The organism is Sphingobacterium sp. SG20118 (genome assembly GCF_044740685.1).
Classification (GTDB): domain Bacteria; phylum Bacteroidota; class Bacteroidia; order Sphingobacteriales; family Sphingobacteriaceae; genus Sphingobacterium.
Genome location: NZ_CP172826.1, coordinates 1,686,498 through 1,701,577, shown reverse-complemented (window position 1 = coordinate 1,701,577; position 15,080 = coordinate 1,686,498). Strand labels below are relative to the sequence as shown.

The 15,080-nt window shown below is 34.1% G+C and carries 15 protein-coding genes; 7 read left to right on the top strand and 8 right to left on the bottom strand.

The genetic code is table 11. From position 1 onward, the window contains the following. Positions 1-20 precede the first annotated feature (20 nt). The 4 genes from ACFX5U_RS07965 to ACFX5U_RS07950 are packed head-to-tail and all read right to left on the bottom strand — an operon-like array spanning position 21 to position 2,931. Complete coding sequence (locus ACFX5U_RS07965) at positions 21-398, bottom strand: carboxypeptidase-like regulatory domain-containing protein (protein WP_400262994.1); 378 nt, start codon at positions 396-398, stop codon at positions 21-23. A gap of 46 nt (positions 399-444) precedes the next feature. Beyond that, a complete protein-coding gene (locus ACFX5U_RS07960; protein ID WP_400262993.1) occupies positions 445-1,284 on the bottom strand; it encodes a helix-turn-helix domain-containing protein in 840 nt (279 codons plus the stop codon). A gap of 28 nt (positions 1,285-1,312) precedes the next feature. Further along, positions 1,313-2,074, bottom strand: a complete 762-nt coding sequence (locus ACFX5U_RS07955) for a phytanoyl-CoA dioxygenase family protein (protein WP_400262992.1) — start codon at positions 2,072-2,074, stop codon at positions 1,313-1,315. A 38-nt stretch (positions 2,075-2,112) separates the two neighbouring features. Beyond that, positions 2,113-2,931: a sugar phosphate isomerase/epimerase family protein gene (locus ACFX5U_RS07950; RefSeq protein WP_400262991.1), complete on the bottom strand. Its 819-nt coding sequence runs from the start codon at positions 2,929-2,931 to the stop codon at positions 2,113-2,115. A 747-nt stretch (positions 2,932-3,678) separates the two neighbouring features. Here ACFX5U_RS07950 and ACFX5U_RS07945 point away from each other — a divergent pair. Beyond that, positions 3,679-3,900: a DUF1456 family protein gene (locus ACFX5U_RS07945; protein WP_235212372.1), complete on the top strand. Its 222-nt coding sequence runs from the start codon at positions 3,679-3,681 to the stop codon at positions 3,898-3,900. A 794-nt stretch (positions 3,901-4,694) separates the two neighbouring features. Here ACFX5U_RS07945 and ACFX5U_RS07940 read toward each other — a convergent pair. Continuing rightward, complete coding sequence (locus ACFX5U_RS07940; RefSeq protein ID WP_400262990.1) at positions 4,695-5,843, bottom strand: ATP-binding protein; 1,149 nt, start codon at positions 5,841-5,843, stop codon at positions 4,695-4,697. A 423-nt stretch (positions 5,844-6,266) separates the two neighbouring features. On the opposite strand from ACFX5U_RS07940, the gene ACFX5U_RS07935 reads away from it, so the two are divergent. From ACFX5U_RS07935 to ACFX5U_RS07925, 3 genes are all read left to right on the top strand, one after another. Beyond that, a complete protein-coding gene (locus ACFX5U_RS07935) occupies positions 6,267-6,440 on the top strand; it encodes a hypothetical protein (protein WP_158500276.1) in 174 nt (57 codons plus the stop codon). Between the two features lie 72 nt (positions 6,441-6,512). Then, the gene (locus ACFX5U_RS07930) at positions 6,513-6,752 is read left to right on the top strand and encodes a hypothetical protein (RefSeq protein WP_400262989.1); all 240 of its coding nucleotides are present in this window, start codon (positions 6,513-6,515) and stop codon (positions 6,750-6,752) included. Continuing rightward, positions 6,691-7,110, top strand: a complete 420-nt coding sequence (locus tag ACFX5U_RS07925) for a methyltransferase domain-containing protein (RefSeq protein ID WP_400262988.1) — start codon at positions 6,691-6,693, stop codon at positions 7,108-7,110. Before ACFX5U_RS07930 ends, ACFX5U_RS07925 begins: the two co-directional genes overlap by 62 nt. A 276-nt stretch (positions 7,111-7,386) precedes the next feature. Here the strand turns inward: ACFX5U_RS07925 and ACFX5U_RS07920 are convergent, their stop codons facing one another. From ACFX5U_RS07920 to ACFX5U_RS07910, 3 genes are all read right to left on the bottom strand, one after another. After that, positions 7,387-8,025 carry a hypothetical protein gene (locus tag ACFX5U_RS07920; protein ID WP_400262987.1) on the bottom strand — a complete coding sequence of 213 codons (639 nt, stop codon included), beginning with the start codon at positions 8,023-8,025 and terminating at the stop codon, positions 7,387-7,389. Between the two features lie 409 nt (positions 8,026-8,434). Then, a complete protein-coding gene (locus ACFX5U_RS07915) occupies positions 8,435-9,250 on the bottom strand; it encodes a hypothetical protein (protein ID WP_400262986.1) in 816 nt (271 codons plus the stop codon). Between the two features lie 721 nt (positions 9,251-9,971). Then, positions 9,972-11,417, bottom strand: a complete 1,446-nt coding sequence (locus tag ACFX5U_RS07910) for an MFS transporter (RefSeq protein ID WP_235212371.1) — start codon at positions 11,415-11,417, stop codon at positions 9,972-9,974. Positions 11,418-11,503: 86 nt separating this feature from the next. On the opposite strand from ACFX5U_RS07910, the gene ACFX5U_RS07905 reads away from it, so the two are divergent. The 3 genes from ACFX5U_RS07905 to ACFX5U_RS07895 all read left to right on the top strand — a co-directional run bounded on the left by ACFX5U_RS07905 (position 11,504) and on the right by ACFX5U_RS07895 (position 15,056). Continuing rightward, the gene (locus tag ACFX5U_RS07905; RefSeq protein ID WP_280568643.1) at positions 11,504-11,977 is read left to right on the top strand and encodes an Lrp/AsnC family transcriptional regulator; all 474 of its coding nucleotides are present in this window, start codon (positions 11,504-11,506) and stop codon (positions 11,975-11,977) included. A 484-nt stretch (positions 11,978-12,461) separates the two neighbouring features. Continuing rightward, positions 12,462-12,869, top strand: a complete 408-nt coding sequence (locus ACFX5U_RS07900; RefSeq protein ID WP_280568655.1) for a hypothetical protein — start codon at positions 12,462-12,464, stop codon at positions 12,867-12,869. Between the two features lie 585 nt (positions 12,870-13,454). Next, positions 13,455-15,056 carry a Na+/H+ antiporter gene (locus ACFX5U_RS07895; protein WP_038697651.1) on the top strand — a complete coding sequence of 534 codons (1,602 nt, stop codon included), beginning with the start codon at positions 13,455-13,457 and terminating at the stop codon, positions 15,054-15,056. Positions 15,057-15,080: the final 24 nt, after the last annotated feature.

The window sequence follows — 15,080 nt, the reverse complement described above, 5'->3', positions numbered from 1 at the left end:
CTAAGTCCTCCCCTTTAATACTAGCGACAGAAACCAGTCAGGTCTTTTTTACGGATAGAGCCATAGCCAACCACAACCACTTCGTTTAGATCTTGAGCGCTTTCTTTAAGTTGAAATTGAACAGATGCCTGACCCATATACACATACTCGAGAGACTGGTACCCCACACAACTCACTAATAAAGTATCACTTGAAGAGCCATAAAGTTGAAATTCTCCCTCATTGTTGGTTGAAGTTCCCTGTTGCTGTCCCTTGATTTTTAAATTTACAAGGGGAATTCCCTTCCCCTGAACATTAGAAATTTTGCCTTTTATCAGCTGTTTTTGCTGAGCATAAAGCGGAATGTTACACATGACAAGTGCCATAGCAACAAGTGATGAAACTTTTGCATTTTTCATAATTTGGAATAAAGGTTTATTATTTTTGGTTTAATTATAGAAAAGTTTACACGATCAATTGTGTGTTTTTTCGATAGGCAGATGGGGATTGATGATGAAAATGATTGAACTGATTGTAAAAATGGCTTAAGGTATTGATGCCACAATTTTGTGCTATAATTTTAATGGGCACATTAGTTAAGGAGAGCTGAACCGCTGCATAATTCATTCTAGCCTTGTTGACCAACTCCGTCAACGTCACACCGTAACATTTACGGACACTTCTATTGACATGGTCTGCATTTCTCTGACAAAGATCGACAAATCCCTGTATCCCCATTTTAAAATAAGCCGGTCCAGTATAATGTTGCACAGCATGCGACAGCCAGCCCGGAATATGATTTGCATCAAAATAGCTTTGTTCATGAATTTTTATAAATCTAAGTATACTTAATAATAAGCTATCTCCGTACAAATTTGAACGACAGGACATACCATAATGCTCAGCTCTTTTGGTTATTTTTTTTATCGTTTCCATCTCCAATAATATGGAAAATGGTTGTTGATCCAGTGTCCAAAAGTATGCATCAGAATCATTAAAATACCGCGTTTTAAAAAACTGCAATGTTTCTACTGCAAAGGCAAAATTCATAATGGTCAAACCATTTTTTCCAGCTAAAAACGCATGCGTATCTGAGGGTCTTATCAGTAATAGGTGTCCGGGTACTAGCTCGATTTTCTGACCGTTTATCAGGTGATACCCACTTCCCTCTTCTACCCAAAATATTTCAGCATAATCGTGATTATGCAACGAAATATCCTGCTTATTGTAAACAGTCGTACGAGCAAGATGAAAACATTCACCTGACTGTATAAAATCACTAAAAGAAAAGTTTTTTATTTCCATACTTCAATACCTTAGTATACTGATTTATCTAACGATAAATCAAAGGATTATTACCTCTATTTTCACCACGACAGTGATAGATTTTATGTTGTTCATTATGGGGGTGTTCACGATTTAACACCAGGTCAGTATTAAAATACCGCATGGTATAACCAGTCCTTCTAAAAGCACTTCCATTGGCATTTGCACCATGTACGATTCGTGAATCATGTAACGAATACATCCCCTGTTTCAGTTCGAACCAAACCACCTGATCTTCCGGCAAATGCGCGGCATCTTTAATTTCAAGATTGAATATTTTATGATCAGTATTCATCTTTTCATAGATTTTCCCTGTGCCCAGATGTGTCCCAGGTAATACACCCATACAACCATTGTCCTGAAATGATGGATCGATAGCCAACCATAAGGTAACGATACCATCAAATCTGTCAAATCTACCTTCCCAATAAGCGCTATCCTCATGCCATGGGGTCCGAGCTCCTGAAAAAGCCTCTTTACAAATGAAATGGCTACTCCACAAACCGATATTAGGGCCGATGAGGGGTTCGATAATATCCAAGACTTCATCAGCCATCAAAAAAGAAAACAGACGCTCATCCTTTTGATGAGGCACATCCAATTCATCCGGTTTCAGATTACCCTTGTTCTGTAGGTGCTCTTCAAAAATATGGAATAAATTATTAAACTTTTCATTGCTAAACAAAGGTTGCGCTGGCAATAGATATCCATTTTTTTCGTAAAACTGTACTTCCGTAGCACTTAAATTTTGCTTTTCTTTCTTCATCATTTGTCTTCAAATATTTTAGTTACTTCCTATTTATCTCTTTAGCCAAAATTTTTTAAAATAAAATCTTTCATCATACCATTTTGCTTCCATTGCTCAACCGTGACATCAATATCATATGGTTCCAAAAGATAGGGTCTTGGGCCAAATTCGCACGTTATGGGCAGTATTTTTTTTGAATCTGAGTTGTCACCTACCCGGATGATTTCTTGCCACCAACTTTGGAAAGTCGTTAGATATGCTTCATTTTTCATATGAAATGGATCCACTAATTGTGCCCCTTGTTCATGACCTATCCGCGCATGTATATGCGAACAACGCCCATATACCCTCTTCATTACTTCCTGATGATTTTCAAGCATAGATTCTGTTACGACGCACCAATGAGAAAAATCTGCTGTCAACATCGAATCCGGACTTTCTTGCAAATAGGCCAAAATCCTCATCGGATCATAACTAAATCTTCCGCGATGGATTTCATGGCTCAAACAAGTTGAAGATCCCCGGATCAGATTCTGACTTTCAGTTAAGAATAAGAGATTCTCATCAAAAGTAAAATAGTCTCTTCCCGTATGGCAATTCAGCCAAAAAAGATCATATTGCAGACACTCTTCAATCATCCTTAAAAATTGGCCTCTCATTATTTCTGCAGTAAGACCAGCTGCATAAGGGAGCTGTACGATCAGTTTTAAATCATAATCATCAAAATATTTCTTCACCTCGCACACGTTTTGTAGAAGAGGATCAATTGCAACTTCTACACCCTGAAAACCCTGACTATGCGCTAATTTTGCAAATTCAGGATAAGTTAAATGTTTCATTCCCCAATAAGGGCAGCAGATTACAATTTGATCTTTCATGTATGAGTGAAAATTACTTAACCAAAAGTAGTACCTACCTTTTAATTTTAAAACGATTAAATATTAGTCTAATTACTCAATTCGTTATGCTGTACCGACTTTCAAAATTATTTACATCTTTTTATTCGGGTTTGCTATAGATCCCCTAGCAAATTTTATATTTTTTCCCCTAGTCAAATTCATCAAATAAAGTTAGGAGCACATCTAGCGAGTCTGTAACTTTTTGAGGAATCTTCTCAAATTTATCTGTTAACCCAAGAATCATAATCCTCTTCCACTGTCCAATAAGATGATATAGGAATAAATCCTTATTACCTATAAGAGTTGATTGATTGGGTTACTTTCCGAGTTTCACCATCATTGACGAAAGTCACAAAATCGGTCTTGGTCACTCCTTCAAATTATTGATTACTTTCGCCACTATATAATCGCTTGACTCCTCAAATATTGTCGTATTCGTTTTATAATTCAGCTGCTCTCCCCTCTGTTTTTTCAAGAATGAAATATTGTCAGAACGGCTATTGGTTTTATCAACGGTTAATTCTTTTCTTCTACTTTTATGCCCTGCTGATGCAAGTATTGTTAATTTTTTAACGTTTTTCTATCCATGCCTGTATACTTTTCATTATCTTTGACACCAATATTCCGCATCAACAACGCTTTGGATTGGAACCCGAACGAAAGAGAAAATAAACAAAGGGAAATTTCTAAGAAACGTAAATTTATACCATGAGCAACAATGATATCATGAAAAAGCTTCGAGTGGCTTTAAAATTCACTGACAACGACATTATTGAAGTATTAGCTCTAGTGGATTTCAGGGCGACTAAAACTGAACTGAGTGCGATATTTCGTAAAGACGATCACCCTAATTTCAAACCTTGCGGTGACCAGTTACTTCGTAACTTCTTAAATGGACTCATTATTTACAATCGCGGCTCCAAATCCACTACAGATTTGAATGCATAAATTTATCTGGAAATGCTCTTCGTCTCACCTCATTACGCGAGCTGAGATGAGCTCCAGATTTATACATTCAAACTCGACCGATGACTCTTAGACTCTTTCTTTTTTGGAAGATTTCCCTGTTCATCCCCTCCATAAGAAGAAGAAGGTTTCAAAGATTCAAATGCAAGCGTCATCTTCACTTTGGTAATTCATAACCATACCACTCTATTTAAGTCAATTGGCTATTTTTTACTTTAAATTTTGCTTCAAAGATTTCAAGATTTTTTAAGATTGCTGTAGTTCCTCATTAGCTTTATTTATCCATCCTAAACGTTGATTGACAAAATAGAGGTTTTTAACAGCAAATTCTTTATTGTTACTCATTCCTTTTCTACTTGTATGTACAGTATTGACTATTGCTCAATAAATTCATCAGGTGTCTAAAATTTTCTTGAGTTTTATTTATATTGAGTCAGTCTTTTTATTCTTTGTTGCATCAACCCCTATCCATTGTCGTTAGAGCTAGAATTGGTCTCAATCTACTGAATCAGAAACTGCCTTTTATATTATAGTATTAAATATGTAATTTTTATAACGGATAAGGAATACTTCGGTTCTCTGAACATGGCAAATAACTTTTCCATTTCCAAAAATATCATAATGAATAAAGTAATCCATATTATCATCTAAAATATTTCAAGTCTACAGTTAGGAGACATTGGATTTGATGAAATTTTCAATCTCATTATTACAAATTAAAATTGTCTAACTTTTTTGGAACATCCCTAGGTTATAAAGTTTTTTTAGAACCATAATCAAACCGGAATCCAAGCAGTGAAGGTAACCTTTCCATCCTGACACTGCACGTCGACTTCACCACCATGGGCTATAATAATCTCTTTAGAAATATAAAGACCTAGTCCCAAGCCCTCACCTTCATTATTTTTTGTCCGCACAAATGGCTTAAAAAGATTTTTGAGAATATATAATGGGATACTCTGTCCGTTGTTCTCTATTTTAAAAATGAATCTATCGCTTTGGATAGAGGAATTTATATATATACTCGAACTATTATTGCTATGTCGAAATGCATTGGCAATCAGATTGGAAAAAACCTGTGCCATCCTACCGCTATCACAAATGACAGGTTGATCCAATTGGATGTCAATAACAATATCTCGCTCTGGATCAGCAGCATGGACTTCTTTCAGGATGTCTACGATAAGTGGCTCAAGAATTTGAGGTGATTTTTGTAGGTTTATACCGCCCCCCAATTTACCCCTCGCAAAATCAAGTATGTTGCCGATAAGTCCTTTCATTCTCAATCCTGCATCATATATAATGGCTGTTGTTCTCTTTTCACGAGAATCTTCCGTTTTATTATGAAGGAACTGAGATAATGATATTATTGCGCTTAAGGGATTATTAAGGTCGTGTGCAAGCACCGAGAGCAGGGTATCCCTCCGCTTGGAATACCTCCGTTCTTCAAGTAATAGCTCTTCTGTCCTTTTGAGCTTATCCAAAGTCCCCAAGTGGAAGGTAATAAGTTCCGATAATGTTTTGAAAAGAGGTATGATCTTCTCCTGCTCTATCTCTGTGGTCTTAAAGTCTAAGGCACATAAGGTTCCAACGAAAGTACCGTCGGGATCAAATACCGGAAATGATATATAACTCTTAAAACCTTTGCGCGACAGCTTTTCTTTCCATCTTGAATTCGAACACAGGTCTATATCCGAAATGATGATTGGTTCGTGTTGATTAAAGATTTCACTACATATAGTGGAATGAATATCTAGAGGTTGACCTACCCTTAAACCTATCCCAATAGTATCTCTTACCGAACATGCGATCCATTGGCGTTCGGTTACGTGTGCCACTACACCTAGGCCCATCCCAGTAATGGCACATACTGTTTCAAGAATGTTTTTTATAGAAGATACTGAGTCGATTTGTAATATAGTCATAGAAATCTGCTTGTTCTTTTGAACTTATTATCAATTAATATTGCCCCACCAAAGATTACTAAATATCCTGATAAATCCAATTAAAAATATTTCGTACAAATTTCTTCAGCTATTAAAAAATAGTAAATTTCAGCGAATTAAATGGTGTTAAAATAACTAATAAAAATCGTCATAAAAAATCTGAACGCAAGCAATTATACAGTCACATCTAACATGACTTAAGTCATTATATACATCTTTATTACAACTAGATATATTACATTTCAAAAATTATTTTGCACATAAAAGTCAATCAATTAAAACATAGTGATAGTTAAGTTAATGCCATTTCAATAATTGTAAAGGTTAAAATAGGACTATTTTCATTTTAATAGTTGTAGTAAAAAATAGATTATTGTAACTTAGTAAAAATAATTATCCACCATGGAGAACAAATCTTTGGAAACATCAAAAGAAATCGACGACATTTTAAAATCATATTCAGCAAAAGACCCAGAGCATCCTAATTGGTACATTTATGAATATGAAAATCACCGAAAGGTACTTGTAGAGATAAATCCTGAATCCGGAAAAATCTATTTTCTTAGAGAACTTTAATATACACAAATTAAATAAATAGGGTTAATCTGTTTATAACACATTCCTTTTAACCGTAAGCACAAAAAACAAATGATTTTTAAAGCATTAAGATCAGATGCAAATGTTGATGATAGTACATTTAACGATTTATACCCCCCTGACATAAAAGAATTGGCACAACGTCACTGGACTCCAGTCGATGTAGCAAAGATGGCAGCCAATTATTTGGTTCAACATCCAAATGATAAGGTTCTAGATATTGGTGCCGGTGCAGGTAAGTTTTGCCTTGTGGGAGCAGCTTGTACAGAAGGCATGTTTCTATGGGGTTGAACAACGGGAATCGCTCGTTGAGATTTCCAATGAGATAGCTCAAAAGCATCAAATAGATAATGTAGAATTTATTCATGCCAATATTGATCAAATCTCTTTTTCGGATTATGATTCATTTTATTTTTATAACTCTTTCTATGAAAATATGGATACATCTTCTCCAATAGACCATTCTATCTTACCAGATCAAGAACTCTATTATTCATATACCGAATATCTTAGGAAACAACTTAAGCAAATGCCAGTTGGAACTCGGATTGTCTCTTATTGGAGTGGATGGGAAGAAATTCCTACTAGTTTTGATCTGGATAAAACTGCCTGTAGTGGATTACTTAACTTTTGGAGAAAAATTATTTAGATCTTATTCAAATATTTATTCATGTTTACCCTGATGATTTATAATGACCTGTAATATCCCAATAGCCGGTCATAATAAAGCGCAATCAATAATATTAGTATCGATATAAAGTAAAGTTCTTCGGTCAAACCATATAAGATCTATAACTCAATAATTCCACCCAATGATAAATCTATGCTTAGGCATATATTCTATGGAGAGAAATTTATTGCTAAAATTGGTATTAATATTGGAAGTAATCAACCTTTAATCACCCCCAATATTATTGATTATGCATTATTTTTTTATTAAATTATCTTTCTCTAACTGCTTGGTCATCGCTTTTTTATAGCCTGTTAAAAAACTATCCAAAGAGCCTGGATTGTAACTTTCGGACTGGGTCGACCAAACGAGTTTTCCTGAGTTCACATCATACAGATTTGTCTCGATGTAGTAAGTATTCTCTGTCGTATAATAACCATTATTATAGAGATGATTACCGTACCAAAAATCATAATAACCTCCAAATGTTCTATAATATCCAAAAGAGTTCACAGGGTAAACAGAAACATTCGGAACATACCTAGATTCTGACTTAGAATCAATCAAAGCTATAGTTAATATGGCATCGCTATTTGTGGCAGCGACTTTTTGCATAGCTAAATCAGACCGTTTGGGTCCCATATTAACAAGATTGGGAGGAAAGACATCTATACTTTTTATGGTAGTTAACCCTAGTGCTTTGAGGGATGACGCAATTTCATCTTCCACCTTTTGGCGTGCAGGTACATTATCCGTCATAACAGCTACAAATATCCTATTGTACTGCTTCAGATCGATAGATTGATCACGCCAAGATCCAGTAATCATACTGTTCGTTGCACAGCTGGAAAAAATAAGCACTATTGTGCAAATTTGTAATATTAATTTTTTCATAATGGTAAATTTTAATGTTTTTAATTTCTTTACATTTTCAATACAATATCACTACATTAATAGTGGCTATATAGAACCATTTCAAGCGCTTTAAGAAAGATATCTCATACTATCCATTTCGGCGCCTATATTTTAATATAAGAACAAAATTTAAACCGATTTTGTTTACTGCTTTTGATTATCATTATTGAAATGCCAAAAGAGTCGACTTATGTTTAGCATCTGAATATCAGATAGATGATTTTAAAATCAAGTTCTATGATAATCGGCTATCAAGATTAGAAGAAAAACGAAATTTAACATTTAAGTATGTGAGAAAGTTCTCTCCATCGAAAAAGCCATATCTCGCGACATGGCCTTCACTAAAGCATATAAAATGAGATAACTATATTTATATCTTGCTTTTTTGTTAATCGTAAAATTCCTTCATTATAATATTTCTATCTTTTTTAGTCAATTTCTTAAGTTCACTTATGATATAATATCTATGCATAAAGCCTGTCAATACAATTATTTTTTTTCCAGGATTCTCTTCTGCAATTTTTAAAATGTTTTTTGCCATTGTTTTATTTCTTAGATCCCAAAATTCAGAAGCTAATTGAAATCCTTTTAAATAAGATATTTTTTGAGCATTTGCTTGTGTATAATAAGTGTTTGACAATTCAGATCTTTCTTTCATAACGGACAATAATTTGTGATATTGATAGTATTGTCTTTCTTTGCAAATCTTGTCGTTTATTGAATTATTAAAACTTCTAGGGTCTTTTGAAGCAGCAATTTTTAAAGGCTCCAATAAATCGATGTATTTTTTATAAACTTTGGCCTGTTTCTTTGTTAATCTGTTTTCATTATACAAACTATCGACCAATTTAAGAGCAAGTCCTTCGGTCGGATTAAATCCATTTATTTTTCTGTATTCATTCCTTCCTTCAAAATCAAATGGTCTCATTTGAGCTTTGTTGTTTTTGTCAATGTACTTAACAGAGGCTAATCCTTCATTTTCTTTTGGAGGAGTTTTAAATGTAAAATCAACATTAAAAAATGAACTATCAATTTCTTGTAATAAAAAATCTGGTTTAATCTTATCAAGAATTGTAACTATTGTATCTGAGTTGTAATTAGGAACTGGTTGGTGAATATTGCCAAGAACAATAATTTCTGTTTTTTGTGCAAAGGAATATATTGAAAATAGAAGGGTAAATAGGATAGATATAGTTTTTTTCATTTTCTTTATTAGTAAAGTCCTTTTAAAATTTTTTTAATGCAACTAAATTAGTGAAAAAGAAGAGATTGAAAGACATTCTTCTTCACGTAAATAAGAAGAATGAACTAATGGAGAAAAAAGTTATTTAAAATAATTAATTGTAAATATAAGAATTCATTATAATCCACATATAAAGGGAAATACGTATTTTGATAATAAGGATTTTGTTAAATTATAAGTTGGATGGGAATTCACTGGATGATATTCCCATATAGTTGATTAAATAAACAAAGATAATAACACAATCTCATATATCTCTGTACAAATCAGTTTGGTTAAAAGATGGTGTGATTATAAATTTAGAAATCAGGAGCCATATATTGCGCATTTGATGACGAATTTGAATTTAAGAAGCAAGTTTCATTGAAAGTATAAAATAGCCGTTTGCATATTGCAAACGGCTAGCTGAGATACGGATTCTAACATCCGCTTTGCTCCTTCTTGACGAAAACAAATGAAGTAGACATTTGATTGTCATTATTAATCCAAAATAACCAATGCTCAATAGATCGACAGGTATTAAACCTTGCATAAAAAAATCTAACAATACGCTATAAAACTCCAGTAATTTGTTTTCATAGCTTCTTCATCATTCTCCAACTTAGTGTAATATATTTTTCATCGATTTAAGCGGATGCAGTAAAATGATTATTAATCTATAAAAAAAATGAATTATTTTGAATTAAGATACAGCAACTTGTGTTGTATCTGGTTTAAACTCTTTGACCATCAAATGTCTCAATATCCCCATAGCTATGACTGCGTAACTCGCCAAGATAAGCAAGCTAGGCTGATTAACGGCCAAATTTGATGGGAAAAGATGACTCATAAAAGTCATAAATGACAGTCCGATCCCTGCCCCCAAAAAGTAACTGGTACTGGTTAAACTAGAAGCTACACCATAATGTATAGGATCTACATCTCGAACGCCCAAGATTGATAAACTAGTAAAACAAATCGTCATCCCAATCCCAGAGATACATGCAGCTCCCAATAAGACAACTTGCAACGGATGTCCCAAGTAAATAGATAATAATAAAGAAAGGGCTCCGACTAGCATAAAGGACCAACCTAGGATACCCATCTGTGCCGGTTCAAACCTTTTACAGATAGTTGGTATGGCAAACTTCGCCACAAGAGCCGACAAGATACTAAAAGGTACCAACATTAAGCCTGCCGAAGCGGCAGTATGAGACATATCTTTCTGAAGCATCAATGAAATCAAAAATAAGAAGCCTATAAAAAACGCACCTAAGGTAAAGAATCCAAGATTGGATGCCTTCAATGACCTATACTTGAATAGCTCAAGGTCAATTAGTGGCTGAGATACGGTTTTCAAACGATAGATAACGACACTTAACAAGAGGATTGCCAAAACTAGTGAGCCTACGATCAAAAGCGGAGTTTCATGGATATTGATGAGTTCATGGGTCCCATAGGTTAAACTTAATAAACCTAAAACAAGCATTAAAGCAGAAACACTATCTGTCTTCTGTACCTGTTCCACTTTCTCATCTGCTGGCAAATAATAATAAGATAGGATTAACGTAATCAAAAGAATCGGTACATTGATTAGAAAAACCCAGTGCCAGCTAAGATAAGTGCTGATAATCCCTCCTATCGATAAACCACTACCAGACCCTATGGCCGCAAAGGAACTAAACACGCCCAATGCACGACTCCTTTCTTGATTTTCAGTAAACGTATTCGTCACGATTGACAAGGATGCTGGCATAATTAAGGCTGCACCAAATCCTTGTAGCGCACGGAACGATGCCAATGCATCGAAGCTCGCTGCAAGCCCTGCCCCTAAAGATGCTAACATAAAAATTACCCCTCCTAAAAGAAACATTTTTTTACGCCCCAACGAGTCTGAAAGTTTTCCACCGATAATCAAAAAACCTCCAAAAAACAAAACATATAATGTCTGTAACCACTGTACTTTATCCGCTCCAATATCAAACTGCGCTTGAATCGAGGGAATGGTTAAGTTAATGATGGCAATATCCAAAGCTTCAACAAAAGTTCCTATCGATGCCAGTATTAATATTATATTTCTTCTTGTTCCCATACCTTTCAAATTTCCTGCAAAAGTAATTTTATTGGAACAGATAAGGAAACTATTCATTAAATTTGGAACAATAAATTGTTTTTAATAAAAAATAAAGAACAAACACACTTTAAAACGTGTTTTAACACTAAATAAAAGAACAAATGCCACCGGAAAACTACACCCTAGATGAAAAGGACCTTGCTATTCTGCGTTTATTGCAAAAGGATGCTAAGCTTAGTGTTCGCGATCTTTCAGCCCAAATTAATCTAAGTTCCACTCCAACACATGAGCGAATTAAACGTATGGAGAAATTGGGAATTATAAAAGAATACATAGCTGTTTTAGATCGTAAGAAAGTGAATAAAGGTATGATGGTCATATGTATGATCGCTCTAAATGCGCACAATAAAAAAACAGCATCGAAATTTATAGAAGAGGTAATTAAATTGAAAGAAGTGGTCGAGTTTTATAATATCAGCGGTGACTTTGATTTTATGCTAAAAATATTGGCTCCTAATATGGATGAATTTCATGAATTTTTCGTCAACCAGCTTTCAGAAATAGAGGGGATTGGACAGACAAAAAGTATTTTTGTTATGAATAGTATTAAAGAAAGTTCTCAGATCATCTATTAGATAATCTGAGAAGTTCCCCATTTTATGAAGTTCCTTCAAAGCTTGTATGATTGGCTTACACGACTACTAGCTAAATTGATGATGATCGAAAGTCACATCTCGCGAGGTGGCCTTGTTTAATTACTCTCCTTTGCCCAATAACACTTCATGATGGCATTTCTTACCACAAAAACACGAAATGGATTAATACAATGTTAAGTTTGACTTTCCAATATTTTTTCATGTTAACGAGCTCTTTTCAGCCCTTTGGATATTATGAATCTATATCTAAGCCCAAAGCTAAAATGAATATTGCAACTATAAATACCGCAAAAATTATGAAATTCGCTTGATTCTATATCAAAAACTAAATCATTATTATTACTTTGTTACAATCGGAAAGCTGCTTATAAGAAGCTACTTATAAATTTACTCTTTATTTTTTGTAAAAAGAAGCTACTTATCAACTTCTTAGTGTAATTTTGCAATTCAAACTATATTAAAAATGCCATATCAGACTGTTTTTGTTGAATTTTACGAACAAATAAAATCAAGTATCAATCAAGGAACTTTTGCAAAACTTACCTTAGCCAAAACAATGGGCGATACTGAGCTTAAAAATATTTATGTCCGACTTCATATTTTAGAAACCGGAGGATATAACTTTGCTTTAACTTTACGATACAAAACAGAAGAGATTGAGAGTTTCCATAGCGTTGATGAAGCTTTCACGGTTTTAAGTTCATACATTAAAAATCCTTTCACAACCGCTTTGCTGTTCACGACTGAAATGGATTTAACTTTTAAAGTCAATAAAAAAAATGCAGGAAGCCTTACCCAACAAGTACCTACATTTAAAAATGCTTCTCCGGTAATGCTGGAAATGATTGAAAAAGGAATTGTAAAACTATAATTCTCTTCTTGTTAAAAAGGTCTAAAAATTAAAACCTGCACTAGCCTGTTCCTTTAAGATTCAGATCGTACAAGAAATCATGATAATCAGTTCTGCATAGATTTCCAGACCTGACCCAAGCTAAATTCGGAAAGAAATATTGCAAATTCAAAAGATTTTGAGATAGCTTAATATCTCAAAATCTGAAGCTTGGAGCTTTTCACCTAAACGTTTATACATTCTGTTTAGGTGCATGTTTCCTTTACCAGGAAAAACTATTTGCACCAAACCCCTCTGTTCTTTATGTCTTGATTCAATTACGCAGCAGACATACCCAGATCACGCTCAAATTCTGAATATATTTCCTGGCTCTACTGAATTGCACTGCACGTTAAAAATACAGCCTTACTCCATACGGACTTTTATCAATAACTCAAAAATGAAAATATTTTAGAATATTAGCTTTATATAATGACTAAATTATCAACTTCAATCCACTTGATGAACTGACAGGATATTTTTCTGTTAACATAAGCGTGCAATAAAATGAAATGTTTTACCTTTACTTCTTGAATTTAAGGATATATCAATAATCAAAATAAACTTATGGTAGAGGAGAATCTCTTATTAGTTTTATCGTTGTTTTTTGTAATGGCAATGTTATTTGTGGTAAGTCAAAGAATCAAAATTTCTTATCCTATTTTACTGGTAATTGGCGGCTTAGCAATTTCCCTAATTCCAGGTATGCCAGTAATTAGTATCAATCCTGATTTGGTGTTTTTAGTGTTTTTACCACCTCTACTTTTTGAGGCGGCTTGGTATACCAATTGGGATAGTTTGAAAAAATGGCGCCGATCAATTATGAGTTTGGGCTTTGGATTAGTATTTTTTACTTCTATTGCTATCGCTTATTTCTCTGTAAACATCATTCCTGGATTCACATTGGCATTGGGATTTTTATTAGGCGGTATTATTTCTCCGCCAGATGCTGTAGCTGCTACATCGGTGTTGAAAGGTGTGAAGATTCCCAAACGAGGGATAACACTATTGGAAGGAGAAAGTTTAGTCAACGACGCTGCATCATTGACAGTTTTCAGGTTTGCAGTTGCAGTCATCCTGACTGGTCAATTTGTATTTCAAGAAGCAGCTTCAGAATTTTTAGTATTATCAATCATGGGCGTTGTTGTGGGGTTAGCCATAGCACATATATTATATTTATTTTTACGCTATATTGCAAAATCATCAAGCATTTCGACTCCTATCACATTGATAGCTCCCTATATCATGTATCTCGTTGCAGAGCATTTTCATTGGTCGGGTGTACTCGCGGTGGTTAGTGGCGGATTATTTTTATCATTCCGTTCTGGTGACTATTTGAATTATCATACACGGATTCAGACAAAAGAGGTATGGGCTACTTTAGGATTCTTATTAAATGGATTCGTGTTTATTTTGATTGGGTTAGAATTACCAGTAATTGTAGCAGGATTGGGACAGTATTCGCAGGGCCAGGCAATTAACTATGCTTTAATTATTAGTGGCATTGTAATCGTATTAAGAATTTTATTAGTTTACCTTTCAGAATATCTACCTCGCTTTATCTCAAAAAAAATCAGAACAAGAGAAAAGAGTCCCGGTTGGAAATTACCATTGATCGTTGGTTGGGCAGGTATGAGAGGAGTAGTTTCATTGGCCTCTGCATTGGCGATCCCATTGACTTTAAATAATGGAGAACCGTTTCCTCACCGTAATTTAATTCTCTTTATCACCTTTGTCGTTATTTTAATTACGTTAGTTATTCAAGGATTGACACTTCCTATTCTTATAAGAATAATAAAGATAGATGAAATAGATGTTGAGGAACCTGTAGAAAATCAGATTGATGAAATTCGAGTTCAGTTGGCTAAAGAATCTATTGCCTACCTAGATAATAATTACAGCAAAGAAATGCAAGAGTACGAAACAATTGCAAGAATTAAAGAGCAATTGTTAAGAAGTATAACTTTATCTGAAAATGCTAAATTAGCAGATAACCGTGCCCAATTGACTGCCGTAAGAAGTCTTTATAATAAAATAATGTTGGAAATAGTTGGCATTAGAAGAAATGGATTGTACAAAATACGAGAAGAAAAGCATTATGATAGCAGTATTATTAAAGAACTAGAATATACACTTGATTTAGAAGAATCAAGATTAAAGCGTAAATAACAGCTATTTAAATTACCCGCATTA

Bases quoted from the DNA above. Each gene is read 5' to 3' on its own strand.
- ACFX5U_RS07910 (WP_235212371.1), bottom strand. From the start codon at position 11,417: ATGAATAGTTTCCTTATCTGTTCCAATAAAATTACTTTTGCAGGAAAT.
- ACFX5U_RS07930 (WP_400262989.1), top strand. From the start codon at position 6,513: ATGATTTTTAAAGCATTAAGATCAGATGCAAATGTTGATGATAGTACA.
- ACFX5U_RS07945 (WP_235212372.1), top strand. From the start codon at position 3,679: ATGAAAAAGCTTCGAGTGGCTTTAAAATTCACTGACAACGACATTATT.
- ACFX5U_RS07895 (WP_038697651.1), top strand. From the start codon at position 13,455: ATGGTAGAGGAGAATCTCTTATTAGTTTTATCGTTGTTTTTTGTAATG.
- ACFX5U_RS07905 (WP_280568643.1), top strand. From the start codon at position 11,504: ATGCCACCGGAAAACTACACCCTAGATGAAAAGGACCTTGCTATTCTG.
- ACFX5U_RS07920 (WP_400262987.1), bottom strand. From the start codon at position 8,025: ATGAAAAAATTAATATTACAAATTTGCACAATAGTGCTTATTTTTTCC.
- ACFX5U_RS07915 (WP_400262986.1), bottom strand. From the start codon at position 9,250: ATGAAAAAAACTATATCTATCCTATTTACCCTTCTATTTTCAATATAT.
- ACFX5U_RS07935 (WP_158500276.1), top strand. From the start codon at position 6,267: ATGGAGAACAAATCTTTGGAAACATCAAAAGAAATCGACGACATTTTA.
- ACFX5U_RS07955 (WP_400262992.1), bottom strand. From the start codon at position 2,074: ATGATGAAGAAAGAAAAGCAAAATTTAAGTGCTACGGAAGTACAGTTT.
- ACFX5U_RS07960 (WP_400262993.1), bottom strand. From the start codon at position 1,284: ATGGAAATAAAAAACTTTTCTTTTAGTGATTTTATACAGTCAGGTGAA.
- ACFX5U_RS07940 (WP_400262990.1), bottom strand. From the start codon at position 5,843: ATGACTATATTACAAATCGACTCAGTATCTTCTATAAAAAACATTCTT.
- ACFX5U_RS07950 (WP_400262991.1), bottom strand. From the start codon at position 2,931: ATGAAAGATCAAATTGTAATCTGCTGCCCTTATTGGGGAATGAAACAT.
- ACFX5U_RS07965 (WP_400262994.1), bottom strand. From the start codon at position 398: ATGAAAAATGCAAAAGTTTCATCACTTGTTGCTATGGCACTTGTCATG.
- ACFX5U_RS07900 (WP_280568655.1), top strand. From the start codon at position 12,462: ATGCCATATCAGACTGTTTTTGTTGAATTTTACGAACAAATAAAATCA.